Source organism: Alteromonas sp. 76-1 (assembly GCF_900654235.1).
In the GTDB taxonomy this organism is placed as follows: domain Bacteria; phylum Pseudomonadota; class Gammaproteobacteria; order Enterobacterales; family Alteromonadaceae; genus Alteromonas; species Alteromonas naphthalenivorans.
In genome coordinates this window covers 3,796,371-3,811,304 of sequence record NZ_LR136958.1, presented here as the reverse complement: position 1 = coordinate 3,811,304, position 14,934 = coordinate 3,796,371, and the positions used below count along the sequence as shown (strand labels likewise).

Below are 14,934 nucleotides of genomic sequence, written 5' to 3'. Positions count from 1 at the left end.
TAATGCTTGCTCAACTATTAAACCAAGCTATTGAAAAGGGCGTTTATTTATATCTAGAAAACGATAAATTAAAGTTTAAGGCCAAAAAAGATGCATTGTCAGATGACCTTAAGCTCGCTATCTCTAGGAATAAAGCTGAAATTATCGAGTACTTGCAGTCGACAAAAGCATTTACCGGATTTAGCTTCCCTGAATTAGTAAAGCCAGAATCTTACGATTTTACACAATTGTCATATTCTCAACAGCGCTTGTGGTTTATTAGCCAAATGGATAAAAAATCCAGTCAGTACAATATGCCAGGGCTATTTAAATTAAAAGGTGAGCTTCACGTTTATGCTTTCGAACGAGCAGTGCAAACTATCGTTAGTCGCCACGATATTTTAAGAACTAATTACTACCATAAAAATAGTCAGTTAACATGGAGAATTAATACCGATAGAGTATTTGATATAGAAAGATTTGAATTGACCCATTTAAAGGGGAAAGAACAAAAGGAACAAATAGAAAACTTACTTTTAAGTTTATCAGGCAGGCCTTTTGATTTAGAACATGATTTAATGTTACGAGTAGCCTTAATTCATACCCGTTCTGATGAAACTATAGTTTTTTTCGATGTGCATCATATTGCATGTGATGGATGGTCAATCGGTCTAATCATTCACGAATTAACACAGTTATATAATGGATTTATTAAAGGCATTGAGGATCCGCTTCCTCCGTTGCATTACCAATATGCCGATTTTATATCATGGCAGCGTTCGTGGTTGAGTGGGGACGTGCTAGCCAATCAACTTGACTACTGGGTAAGACAATTAGAAGACATTCCCAAAGTTCATAAGCTACCACTAGATGGCAAACGTGGAGCTAATCAAATCGTACAGGGAGATGACTTAACGGTTTATATAAAACCTGAAGTTGTCACACAACTTCGAAAAATGTGTGTAGAACAAGATGTGACTTTGTTTATGCTGCTTCAAAGTTCATTTTCTGTATTGCTATCAAGATACAGTGGTGAAGAAGACATCGTGATGGGAACCCCGGTTGCCAATAGGGTACATAAGGATATAGAACCTCTAATCGGATTTTTCGTTAACACCTTAGTCTTGCGTTCAGATCTTTCAGATAACCCTCCCTTTATAGAGTTTTTACAGCGAAACAAAAGGGTTATCCTTGATGCATTTGAGCATCAGCATATTCCTTTTGATATGCTAGTTGAAGAATTACAACCGGAGCGGAATTTAAGCGTAAGTCCTGTTTTTCAAATATTATTTACCTACCAAAATAATGAACAGGTCTCCTTAAAGATGGATGGATTATCTCTGGAACCAATAGAAAAGAATGCGGATCTTTTAAAATTTGATCTAGAGCTTTCCATTATTGAAATTGATGATTCAATAGCTGTCAATTGGGCATTTAATAAAAAGTTGTTTTCCAAGGAGTCGGTAAATCGTTGGGCCACCAATTTTAATGTACTTGTTGAGCAGCTTTGTTTGTCTATAGACACGCCAATTCATGATATTGACTTAATACACTCTAACGAACAACAGCGAATGTTAAGCCAATGGAATGATAGGTTTTACCCTTTTGAAGGTCATACTAATTTGGTGGGGTTATTTGAATCCCAAGTACAAAAAACACCCGACAACATAGCAATTAGTTGTGAGGGGCACTATTTAACTTATCAAGCATTGAATGAAAAGGCTAACCAAGTAGCAAATTGGTTAAAAAATCATGGAGTAAAGCACGAAGATTTAATTGGTCTTTGTTTGAAGCGCAATTCTGATTTGGTTGTTAGTATTTTAGCCACACTAAAAGTCGGTGCTGCGTATGTCCCTCTCGACCCTGCTTACCCCGAAGAACGTGTGAGTTACATGTTCAATGAATCTCAGCTAAACTTTATCATTGCGCATGAGCATTTGCAAGATCGTCTCCCTGTGACCAATCAAGTTATATTGTGGATAGATAATGAGGCAGAACAAGATTTACTCGCTCTAGAATCCGTACAAAACCTAAATAAAAGTCATCACGGGTCTCAACTTAGTCACGTTATCTATACTTCAGGCTCTACAGGTCGCCCTAAAGGTGTCTGTATAGAGCACAAAGCAGTGATTGCATTGATCAACTGGTTGGGAAATCACTACACAATTCGAGAACGATCTCGTGTACTGTTTAGCACCTCTTATTGCTTTGATTTATCCGTATTTGAAATCTGGAGTGCTTTGAGTTGTGGGGGCGAAATATGCCTAGTAAAAGATATTTTGTCGCTTGTAGATGATCGCTCTCTTTTACCCTCTTTAATAAATACAGTACCAAGTGCGCTCACAGCATTGTTGGATGCTGGCGTTATGCCTGATTCCGTAAATGTTGTAAATGTAGCAGGAGAACCACTAAAAAAAGATTTAGTTAATCGCACTTTATTAATTGAATCAGTTGATCGCCTATACAATTTATATGGCCCATCAGAAGACACTACATATTCGACATTTGCAGTATTTACCCAACCTATTAAGGCAGAGCCAACAATAGGTATAGGTTTAGATAATACCTTTACATTGGTTGTGTCAGATAAAGATACGTTGACTCCGCAGGGGGCAATAGGAGAATTATTATTAGGTGGAGAAGGGTTATCAAGGGGATATTTGAAGCAACCAGAGTTAACGGCTGATAAATTTTTTGATGCTGAACCAATCCTATCAAAATCTTCTTGGCTAAAATCAACCGCCGCAGAGGCTTGCTTAATTAATTTGCCTAATCGTCTTTATCGCACTGGTGATCTGGTACGTTATTTACCAAATGGTGAGCTGGAATTCTTAGGTAGAGCAGATAGCCAAGTGAAGGTGAGAGGATTTAGGATAGAGCTTGGTGATGTTGAATCACACCTATCAGCCAGTGGTCTGGTAAAACAGTCAGCGGTAATTGTCTATAACAAAACACATAAAGGCAATCAACAAGACAACCAATTAGTTGCATATATTTCCCCTGATGTCGAACAGTTGATAAAGCAACATAAGTTGAGCCAAGAGGGTTCTGATGAGAATTCATATGTGAATGATTGGCAGGTTTTATTCAACAATACCTACAATGAAAATCACTCTGTCAACGAGAGTGAGCTGCTTCAATTTCACGGATGGAATAGTAGTTATACAGGCAACACTTTATCAGCTGAAGTTATGGAGGAGTGGGTACAGGATACAGTTGACCGGATCGAGCAGTTGAAGCCATCTTCCGTCTTAGAGGTGGGCGTTGGAACTGGGATGTTAGTTACACGATACGCACAGTCTTGTTCTCGGGTTGTAGCTTGTGATATTTCCGTAAATGCACTCTCTATTCTGAAAGGCGAGCTCAAACAACTTGGTATTTCAAATGTAGAATTACGCCATTCAACGGCAACCGAATCTTTCAATAATAATGAAAAATTTGACTTAGTTGTTATTAATTCTGTCTCACAGTACTTTCCAAACGAAAGCTATTTGTCAAACGTGATTGAACAGGCAGTGGAAAGTTTAAACGAAGGTGGCTATCTTTTTGTTGGAGATATAAGAAACTACGAATTAGCAAACACGTTTTATAGTTCAGTCGAGTGGGCTCGTTCATCTAAAGACAATGCAACTTCATTGAAAGAGCTTAGGCAAAGAATAGAAAAGCGTAGGTATGAAGATTCAGAGTTATTAATAAGTCCAAGCTATTTTGGTGAACTGTTTAAAAATAATGGTCTTGTGAGTAAAGTTGTACCTTTAGCGAAGGTTGGTCGTTTCCGTAGTGAAATGAATAAGTATCGCTTTGATGTATTTATTCAAAAATCTCGATCAGTTAAATTAGATCTGAAACACGATGTCAAAGAGTGCTTTACATGGCTACCCTGGCAAGGAGAAGGTGCACTATCTTCTATTCTAAAGAATGCTAATGTCAACTTTATTGCATTTCATAATATTGAGAACAGGCGAATCAATAAAGATTGTTTCTTTTTCGAGTGTATACAATCTATCGAGAGTGAGTGCGAGTCAAAGCTCGTCGATGAGCTAGCTTCAGAATTCATTTCTGAGGGAGCTAATAACGATTATCTTCAGTTAGCTAATATTAAGCAATTAGCCGAAGAACATGATTTTTATTTTTATCCTACTTTTTCACCAATAGATAAAAGACGTCTAGATTTTTTCTTTACGAAAGAGCCGATTATCAGTCCTAATTGCCCTCCGCTAGAGCCCTTTGAAAATGAGTCAACATCAAATAGTTCAATCAGTAGTCTTATAAATAACCCACTGATAAAGCGATACCATAAGCAATTGCTTCCAATGGTCAGGGAGTACATGGCCCAACAACTCCCTGAGTACATGAGGCCCGCGCATTATATGGTGTTAGATAAGTTACCACTCACATCAAATGGTAAAATAGACAAGAAATCTTTGCCTGAACCTTTTGTTGAAGAAAGAGTAGAGGCATATATCGCCCCTTCAACTGACACAGAACATAAGTTGACCAAAATTTGGAAAGATATTTTGTCAATTAATTCCGTGGGGGTTTTCGATAACTTTTTTGAGTTAGGTGGGCATTCGCTGTTGGCTACTCGAGTAATAAGTGCTATTCGAGAATCCTTTAATATCGATTTATCTTTACGAGCACTTTTTGAGCGTCAAACAATTTCTGGGCTAGCGCAACTCTTAGATTCGTCGATAGTTGCGGAGTTTGCATCTACTAAAAATATTGTGCCAGTGGATCGCAGTCAATTACTCCCGTTGTCGTTTGCTCAACAGAGGCTATGGTTTATCGATCAGCTGGATAATGGTTCTGCTCAATATAACATGCCTAGTGCAATAAAGCTTAAAGGGCATCTGTCAATGGAGGCTGTTAATAAAGCAATCGAATCTATGATGATGAGACACGAAATACTTCGAACGTGTTTCGTGGAAAAAAATAATGGCGTTTATCAAAATATTTCAAGTCATTTTGACTGTCCCATCAAAGTAACTAATTTAACAATTGATGAGAATGAAGGAAATGTGCAAAGTCGCTTATCTAAGCTTATGCAAAAAGAATCATCTGATAAATTTGACTTGTCAAAAGCTCCTTTGTTTAGAGTCCATTTGATTATTTTATCTGAAATTGAATATGTTTTACTTTGCACTATGCACCATATTATTTCCGATGGGTGGTCCATAAATTTATTTATTGAAGAGTTCAAACACTTTTATCTGAATGCGATGGGAATGCAATCTGAAAAACTCGTTCCAATGAAGATTCAATATGCAGATTATAGTGTTTGGCAAAGAAATGAATTAACTGGAGAGAAGCTAGACCGACAGTTAGATTTTTGGAAAAATTATTTAAGTGATATACCTACCGTACACCAATTACCGTTGGATAAGGAAAGACCAAAACGACAAATATATAGCGGCAGAAGTTTGTTCACTACGTTAGATGAATGCCTTTCTCAAAGAGTTAACGCTTTTTGTCAGCAATATAATGTAACGTTATTTATGTTTTTACAACTAGCTTATTCCATATTAATTGCGAGATACAGTAACGAAGACGATGTCGTTATTGGTACACCTGTAGCTGGGCGTCAATATAGGGAACTGGAACCATTAATTGGATTATTTGTAAACACTATTGCTTTGCGCACAAGAATTCCTAAAAGCGCGAATTTTCTCGAACTGCTAGAACAAAGCAAAGAACATATACTCGATGCATTCAATCATCAATCCATTCCATTTGAATTGTTAGTAGAAGAATTAAAACCAAAAAGAAGTTTAAGTCATAGTCCACTTTTTCAAATCTTGTTTACTATGCAAAACAATGAACAATCTTCATTGTCAATCGAAGGGCTAGATATAGAGCTCATGGGTGCTGAGAACTCCTTTGTAAAATTCGATTTACAATTAGATGCGCAAGAATGGAGTAATCAAATCGTTTTGGGCTGGACGTATAATACTAGCTTATTTGAAGAGGCTAGCATTAATCAGCTATCAGCAAGTTTCCAGGAAATAATTTCGAGTATACTTGCAAAACCAGAAATTGACGTAAGAAATCTGAACATCGTAAGTGAAGAGCAAAAACAAGATTTGCTCAGAGAATCACTGGAAAATACTAATTCATATCCTCAGTACGAAGGGCTACATCAGTTATTCGAGCATCAGGTAATGCTGTCTCCAAATCAATTTGCGATGATAGTTGAAGGTGAAAAATTAACCTTTAGAGAGTTGAATGAGAAAGCCAATCACCTTGCCCATTACCTGGTTTCTCAAAACGTTATGGAAGGAGATTTGGTAGGGATATGTCACGGTAGAAACACTCAGTTGTTGGTTTCAATATTAGCGGTGTTTAAAACAGGGGCGGCTTATGTTCCTATTACTCCTGAAACACCTGAGAATCGAGCCACGATAATTGCGCGTAGCGCAAATGTGAAATGCGTAATAACGGAAAGCCACTGGGTTGATAAATTTTTTGAGGCTAAGTGCAGATTAGTAGAAACTGACCAACCTACTTTATTGAAGACAGTACAAGCCCAGTCTAAAGGAAACCTCCACCTTGATACAAAGGATAATGAACAAAGGGAAAAGTTCCGAGATATAAAGAGTAAGTTGGCATACACAATTTTCACTTCAGGTTCTACTGGAACGCCAAAAGGGGTTCAGATTGAGCATAAAAGTTTATTAAATTTAACATTTAATTTGAGAGATATTATCGGCCAGGAGAGTAAGCTAAATAACGCATTTCATAGTGTTCAGCAGAACGAAAACAACATAAGTTGGGCATGGAATGCGTCTTATGGCTTTGATGCGTCACTGCAAGCTATTAGTCAGTTAGCTATTGGATCCACCATTCACTTATTAACCGATGAAACTCGCTCAGACCCAGAGCAATTGTTAAATTACTTTAAAGTAAATCAAATTGATGTGTTTGATTGTACTCCTGCTCATATTGCTCAAATTTTGGAATTAGAACCCGAGCCGATATTACCAATGTTGTTTATTGGAGGAGAAGCAATATCAGGACATTTATGGCAGCAACTGATTAGCTTGGTAACAAAGACGTCTTTGGCAGCATATAATGTTTATGGTCCAACAGAGACAACCGTTGATGCAACGTTTTGTAAAATATCACCCAAGCATCCTTTACCTCATATAGGAACTTTTATTAAAAATGTATATGGGGTAATTGTACAAGGAGATTATGGTATTTGCCCTCATGGAACTGTTGGAGAATTATTGATCGGTGGTGAGGGTGTAGGGAAAGGGTATTTAAATCAAGAAAGACTAACAAGTGAAGAGTTCGTTGATGGGTCGATGATTACACGTCAGTTAGATGCTGATAACCTACTTAATTGCAGCCGTTTTTATCGAACCGGTGATTTAGTAAAAAGATTGCCTGATGGCAATTTAGCGTATGTTAATCGAATTGATTCGCAAGTGAAAATTAGAGGGTTTCGAATTGAATTAGGTGAGATAGAAAGTCAGCTAATGCAACTGGATCAAGTTAAATCTGTAGCAGTTACCAGTAGTAATGATGATATATTTGCCTATGTGGTAGCGCATAAACATAGTAATGACTCAAGTATTATTGATATCTGTAATCTACATCTAAAAAGAAAACTGCCAGACTATATGGTTCCTTCGTTAGTCATTAGCTTGGAACAGATGCCTCTAACGGTTAATGGTAAGGTAGATACGAGATCTTTGCCTGAACCAAATTTTAAGCGAACGAATAACAATTACGTTGCACCGAGAACAGATTTAGAACATCAGTTATGCGCAATATGGGCTAAGTTTTTACATGTCGAACGCATCAGTATTGATGATAATTTTTTCCGTTTAGGTGGCCATTCTTTGTTGGCAACTCGGGTTATAAACGGAATTCGAAAAGCTATCGATATTGAAATTCCTCTTACAGCACTTTTTGAGTTTTCAACAGTTGAATCTTTAGCGAACATGATAATTAATGAAAGTACAAGCGCTAAAATCCCTGACATACTAATAGCAGACCTTCATAAACCTAAATTGGTTTCCTATTCTCAACGTAGATTATGGTTGATAAATCAAGTTGAAAATGGAAGCCATCAATTTAATATTCCAGTGTCTTTTACACTTGAAGGACAGCTTGATGTAGACGCGTTTTGCAAAACTGTTTGGTTGCTTATTGAGAGACATGAAACGTTAAGGACGTGTTATAAAGAAATAGGCGGAGAAGTTGAACAAGTTGTTTTAGACTCTTTAGATAACCCGGTTGTGGTATTAGACTTAAGCGATTTATCCAAAGAAACCGCGCTAGAGAGAGTAGCAGAGGTAGGCAAAAAAGACGCTACAGCATTGTTTGAATTGTCTTCAGATATCATGATTAGAGTCCACCTAATTAAGCTATCAAATGATGAGCATCGTGTTATATTCAATGTTCACCATATAGCTGCAGACGGCTGGTCAATGGGCATTCTGCTTAAGGAGTTTAGCCAAATATATAGTTCTTTAGTTAGAAACGACAATGTAGTCTTGCCTCAGAAAACAATCAAGTATATTGATTTTGCTATATGGCAAAGAAGTTGGTTGGCGGGCGATTTCTTACAAAAACAATTTGATTATTGGACAAAACAGTTAAGTAATATCCCAGCAATACATAAACTTCCTTTGGACCATAAAAGACCCAGCGTTCCTAAGTTTGAAGGTGCCTCCTTATTCCAAGTATTAGATAAAGAATTAACTCGTAAACTTAGAAGCTTTTGTGAGACGCAAGAGGTTACATTGTTTATGTGTTTAGAAACGGCTTTTGCATTGTTAATTGGCCGTTACTCATCAACCAATGATGTAGTCGTTGGTACTCCCGTCGCCGGGAGAGTCCATGAACAGCTGGAGAGCTTAGTAGGGATATTCATTAATACCCTGGCAATAAGGACTCAATATTCAGGCAATGAAACCTTTAATGAATTATTGAATAATAATAAAAGGGTGATTTTAGATTCATTTAAGCATCAGCATGTGCCGTTTGAGATGTTAGTAGAAAAACTAGCACCTCAAAGAAGCTTTAATTATTCTCCAGTTTTTCAAATATTGTTTTCTATGCAAAATAATGAAGTCGTAGACATCGAATTGGATGGATTAAATTATATTCCTGAAAACCAAGCCGCAGATATCATAAAATACGATCTAGAGCTGACGGCATCAGAAATAAATTCAGAAATTCACTTGAGTTGGACATACGATAAAGCACTCTTTGAGCAGGCCACTTTGGAGCGACTGAAATCTGCTTTTGAGCAGTTATTACTGGTTATGCTCGACGAACCTCATTTGTCTGTTTCTAAACTACCCGTGTATAACGAATCTGAACAACATGAGTTGGTTGTCGAAAACAACGAAACGTATGCCCCTTTTTCGTTCGACTTATGTATTCATCAGTTAGTGCAACAGTGTGTAGATGCTCCTATTCAGTCGGCAAAAGACAATCTAATTGCGTTGGAGTTTCGAGATCAACGCTTAACTTATGCCGAATTGAATGAAAGATCTAATCAACTTGCGCATTATTTAATCAAGTGTGGTGTAAAGCCTGACAATGGTGTTGGGATTTGCATGACACGAAGTTTTGAAATGGTCGTTGCTATTTTAGCGACTTTAAAAGCTGGGGGAGCCTATGTCCCAATTGAACCGACTCTCCCTGATGATAGAAAAAATTATATTGTTGAGAATGCAAATATAAGTTGTGTGTTAACCCAATCACACAATAGCTCTCTTAGCGTACTAAGTGATCAAATCGCTATCGACACCGATTCGATGAAAGAAATCTTAGAAAATCAACCTGTCCATACCCCAGAAGTTGTAGGGCTAACATCGGAAAATTTGGCCTATATTATTTATACATCAGGTTCTACGGGCACACCTAAAGGAGTGATGGTTTCTCATAGGGCATTGGTTAATCGTATTGAATGGATGCAACGAAAATATCAATTGACAAAGGAAGATAAAATACTACAAAAAACACCTTACAGTTTTGATGTCTCTGTATGGGAGTTTTTCTGGCCGTTAACACAAGGGGCTACCCTTGTCATTGCAGAGCCAGAAGGGCATAAGGATCCGCAATACTTAGAAAGTGTCATTATTAAAAAGCAAATAACAACACTTCATTTTGTGCCATCAATGCTATCAAGCATGCTATCCATTAGTGATTGGCGTCGTTGCGATTCTGTGCAAAGAGTTTTTTGCAGTGGCGAAGCACTTGATAAATCACTAGTTAAAAAATTTTGGCAAACAGGAACTCAAAGTGAGCTGCATAACTTGTATGGACCTACCGAAGCGGCTATTGATGTTAGCTATTGGGATTGTAGCGCGGTCGCAGATTTCACAAATACTCCTATAGGTAAACCTATAGATAATATTCAGCTATATGTTTTAGACAAACACATGAACCCGACTCCATATGGAGTACCAGGTGAGCTATATATCGGTGGAGTAGGATTAGCACGGGGATATGTGAACAATGTCGAATTAACATCAGATAGGTTCCCTCAAAATCCGTTTATTAACGTCAAAAATAATTACCATGATATGGAAACGAGACTGTATAAAACTGGTGACTTGGCTAGATGGTTGCCGCAAGGTGAAATTGAATATCTTGGTAGACTAGACAATCAGGTCAAACTGCGCGGGTTCAGAATCGAGCTTGGAGAAATTGAACAGCAATTGATGTCTCATGAATGGGTGCAGGAAGCTGCGGTTTTATTGAATGAAAGCGCTGGGAGCGTACCTCAGTTAATTGCGTATATTGTGTGTCAACAAACACAAGATATTAAAAGAGTTCTGCAGGATTTTTTAAAGACCAAGCTGCCTGAATACATGGTGCCGACTGTTTTCAAGATAATGGATGAGATGCCACTAACCTCAAATGGAAAATTGGATCGAAAAAAATTACCAGCGCCCGTACTGGAAGATATACAAACAACCACTTATCGAGCTCCTAGAAACGAAGTCGAGTGTACTCTTTGTGAAATTTGGCAGGAAGTCATTGGCGCAGAAACAGTAGGTATTGATGATAATTACTTTGAGTTAGGTGGTAACTCAATTGGAACTGTGCAAATTGTTTTCGCAGCTGAAAATAAAGGTATCTCCCTAAGGATAGGAGATATCATGCGATATCCTACTATCGCAAACCTTTCTGAGATCTTAAACAAAGATAATGATACTCATGCAACTAAAAGGCAACGAAACACAGATCCGAAATCAAAGGTAGTGGGTGCAGGAAAGAGCATAACCACGGATCTAAACAAATTGTCCAAATTAAACGCTAACGATATGTGCTGGAGTACCGTCGTTAAATTAGACGACATGACGACGGAAACTCATATTCGTCATAAAGTAAAGAATCTACTAAAAACGGATAAAGCGCTGACCTTGTCAATGGATCCATCCGATAATTTACATAGTGAAAAGGCCGAAAGTTTTGTATTAAATGAACACTACTTACCGGTCAATCGTCAATTAGTTAAAAGCGTGTTACAACTATTTGATCATCAACCTAATAATAGTCAGTTAAATGAGCATATCGACAATATTGTGAGTGCTTTGGTTGAAATTGTCTTAAAAGAAAGTGGCCCGTTAATTCGAATTGCTTGGACTCATGACAGTCATGGGTGTGTATATTTAATCGTTGTAGTACATAAACTTCTGAAAACTGACCTGGAATGGCAATTATTTAAGGAATATTTAGGGGGCAACCAATTGGTCTTCCCGTTACCGACAGAATAAGTTCCGAAGAAAGTGCCGGATGAGTTTAAGCGACAGATCTGCATTGGATTGAACAAGTAGAGTCCAATGACATACATGGTCTTTTGCTAGACATTCAGGATTCTAAGGAATTACATTTGGAGATTAAGTTGTGATAGGTATTGATAAATTTCCCACTGTAGTTGATTTGAATGAGTCAACTAGCGATAAGTTGGTTTTTTGTATACATCCTGCTGGTGGAGGTGTAGACCCCTACAAGAAACTAGCTAAAGAGCTGGAGCATAAGGCCCGTATGATTGGACTTGATGACCCATCGATATACGATTATCAGAGTTATGATTCGATACCTGATTTGGCTGAGTACCACATTGAAATTATACAGGCGATTCAGCCTACAGGTCCTTATTATTTATTTGGAAATTGTTCAGGTGGGCCTTTGGCGTATGAAATTGCGTATCAGTTAACATTGGATGGAGAGAAAGTCCCATTCTTAGCAATGTTTGGTTCCCATGAATTAGTTGGGTTTGATCCATCAGAAACATCAAAGTACGGTTTTTTACCTGATTATTTAAAGAGAAAGTTTTCTATTGATGTGGGCCAGCTAAACTGGAATGAGATGGAGTCTCAATCAATTGACAATGTAACGAAAAATATAATTGATGAGTTAATTAACCAAGATGTATTAGATAAAAATAAAGACAGCAATTGGATATCGCGTTCATTACGTTCAGTTTGTCTAAGTCGTTTTGCAAGCAAACGATATCAAGCTCCTACATCTAGTATAAACATTCAACTTTATAAGCAACCAAGAGCTGAAGGTAAAGATCAGGTCATTTTTGTGAAGAAAGATTGGTGCGATTGGGAAAAATTGACTACTGGCGAACTTACTGTGGTCGAACATAATCGTCTAATGACGATTCACGACGATATTTTAGCGGAACCTCATATATCAAAAACAATACAAAATTTAGAACGGTACTCGCTATGCCATCTATAAATTGTAGTTCTCTAACACTTTTGCGTTAGCTAAAAGTAGGCTGGTAATCAATCAATGAATATTAAAACCGACAGTAAATTTGATGATATTGAGATGACATAAATGATTAAAACAAGCGATCTTATCTTTGAACCTAATTCACAAAGAAGAATGCTACTTAATGTAGACTTACAAGGGGAAAAGACACTAAATTGGGTAAATAACAAAAAACAACAACTTAGAGAACTCTTGGATGAAAATGGAGTGGTTCTTCTTCGAGGTTTAAAATTTCTAACGGGAAAACAGTTTAGTCAGGCATTAGAAGTTATTTTTGATGAGCCCTTGCTTGAATATAAGTATCGGTCAACGCCTCGTTCTCAATTGAAGGGTAATGTGTTTACAGCGACTGAGTATCCTGCATCAGAAACTATTTTACAGCACAATGAATCTTCGTATTCAAATGTATGGGCAATGCGTATAGGTTTTCTTTGCATGTTGCCCCCGAGTGAAGGCGGGGAAACACCGTTGGCAGATAGTCGAGAGGTTTTATCTAAAATTGATGCAGATATAAGACAAGAATTTGAAGCAAAAAAAATAAGATATGTACGCAACTACGGTGATATTGATTTACCTTGGAGCGAAGTCTTTCAAACTTCTGATAAATCGAGTGTTGAACAGTATTGTAGGGCAAACCAAATAGAGTATGAATGGAAGGAGAATGATGGCCTTAGAACATATCAAATATTACCAGCAACAGCGCTGCATCCTGCTACGGGAGAAAAACTATGGTTTAATCAAGCGCACTTGTTTCATGTATCAAGTCATGCAAGAGAAGTTAAAGAAAGCATGCTCGCTAATTTTGGCGAAGAAAATTTGCCAAGAAATACCTATTTTGGCGACGGTACCCCCATCGATGAATCAGCACTAGAGCATATTAGAGAAGTTTATGAGCAATCTTTGTTTTATTTTGATTGGCAAAAAAATGATTTGTTATTAGTTGATAACATGCTTTATTCACATGGACGAAAACCTTTCCGCGGTCCCAGAAAAGTGCTGGTTGGCATGTCATCATTGGGTTCTCATCCTTGTGAGATGCAGTAATTCTCGAACATTTCAATGAGCTAGTTTTCGAACCTTTAAGATGACGGGATTTTAATATAGTGACTATGTTTCTAGCGTGAGTACCATGCCAGGGTGGTAATTGGTCTACCCTGTATGCTCAAATAATGACGGCTAAAATTTACAATTAATGGAAAAAGGGTCTGGGCTGAAGATAATTTGGCTCAAATCCAATCTGACAGTGGCACCTGAAAACGGGTAATTGTCAGATCAAGTCTGAGCAAGTACAGCTTAGTAATGAAACCGTCAAGTTACCTTGGCAAACATACGCGTACACATTCGTGTATTTTATTGAGCTTAAATTCGCTTCTCACCATTCAATATTTCACTAATCCAACCTATATAACTTGAGATCCTAACTTGATAACCCACCGTTCCATATAAGCCACCCTCAAAATCCGAAATGTCACCGTATGCTAACTGCCAACTCGAAAGCCCTACAAGATAGGTAACGCCTTGCTCATTGATGATGGAAGCCCCACCACTATCTCCTGAAGCATGTATTCCTTCTAGCGGTAGTCCAGTCGGAGGTTCATCAAATTTAAATGTCAGCCAGTTAGTTTCAGTGTTCTCTATAATATTTTTAAATTGATTAAGGTGATGTAAAGGTTTAGTTTCAAGCTTTTCGCCAGTGATGCCATCACCTGTCGCCCCTTTTCCAAATACCGTAATTACTTTGCCTTGCTCGTTTGCCTTTGTATACAAACTAATTGGTGTAGCACATTTTACGGGGTTAGACAGTTTAATTAGTGCAATATCGCTTCTAGCCTTTAGAAAATTCATTAGAGGAGCCAAATCACCTTTTAGCAAACTTTTGCTAGGCTTTTTAAAATCAGGATGTATGAAAACTTTTTCTATTTTATAGAGATTCGAGTCAATTTTTAAATTGGTCCCTGTGTAGTCACTAAATATAGTATGTGCAACAGTGACAATCCATTGAGGTTTAATTAAAACCCCATGCCCCTCGTCAGGCATATCAACTAAATACTCTGGAGCTTCACTTAACACGTAATTTTCATTCGGAACATCATGTCTCTTGACAACAGCATGACTACCGAAAGAAAAAATATATAGAAATAAGAAAAACCAAATTTTCAAAATTCATCCACGTTCACTAGGGTTGGATCAAAGGCTATCTTT

4 protein-coding genes are annotated in these 14,934 nt (G+C 37.6%); 3 read left to right on the top strand and 1 reads right to left on the bottom strand.

Annotated elements, in window-relative coordinates:
• Positions 1 to 2 precede the first annotated feature (2 nt).
• From ALT761_RS16385 to ALT761_RS16375, 3 genes are all read left to right on the top strand, one after another.
• On the top strand, positions 3 to 11,720 hold the full coding sequence (locus ALT761_RS16385) for a non-ribosomal peptide synthetase (protein ID WP_129739999.1): 11,718 nt from the start codon (positions 3 to 5) through the stop codon (positions 11,718 to 11,720).
• 130 nt (positions 11,721 to 11,850) lie between these two features.
• The gene (locus ALT761_RS16380) at positions 11,851 to 12,696 is read left to right on the top strand and encodes a thioesterase domain-containing protein (protein ID WP_129739998.1); all 846 of its coding nucleotides are present in this window, start codon (positions 11,851 to 11,853) and stop codon (positions 12,694 to 12,696) included.
• Between the two features lie 102 nt (positions 12,697 to 12,798).
• A complete protein-coding gene (locus ALT761_RS16375; protein WP_129739997.1) occupies positions 12,799 to 13,776 on the top strand; it encodes a TauD/TfdA family dioxygenase in 978 nt (325 codons plus the stop codon).
• A gap of 315 nt (positions 13,777 to 14,091) precedes the next feature.
• Here the strand turns inward: ALT761_RS16375 and ALT761_RS16370 are convergent, their stop codons facing one another.
• The gene (locus ALT761_RS16370; RefSeq protein ID WP_172602908.1) at positions 14,092 to 14,892 is read right to left on the bottom strand and encodes a trypsin-like serine protease; all 801 of its coding nucleotides are present in this window, start codon (positions 14,890 to 14,892) and stop codon (positions 14,092 to 14,094) included.
• Positions 14,893 to 14,934: the final 42 nt, after the last annotated feature.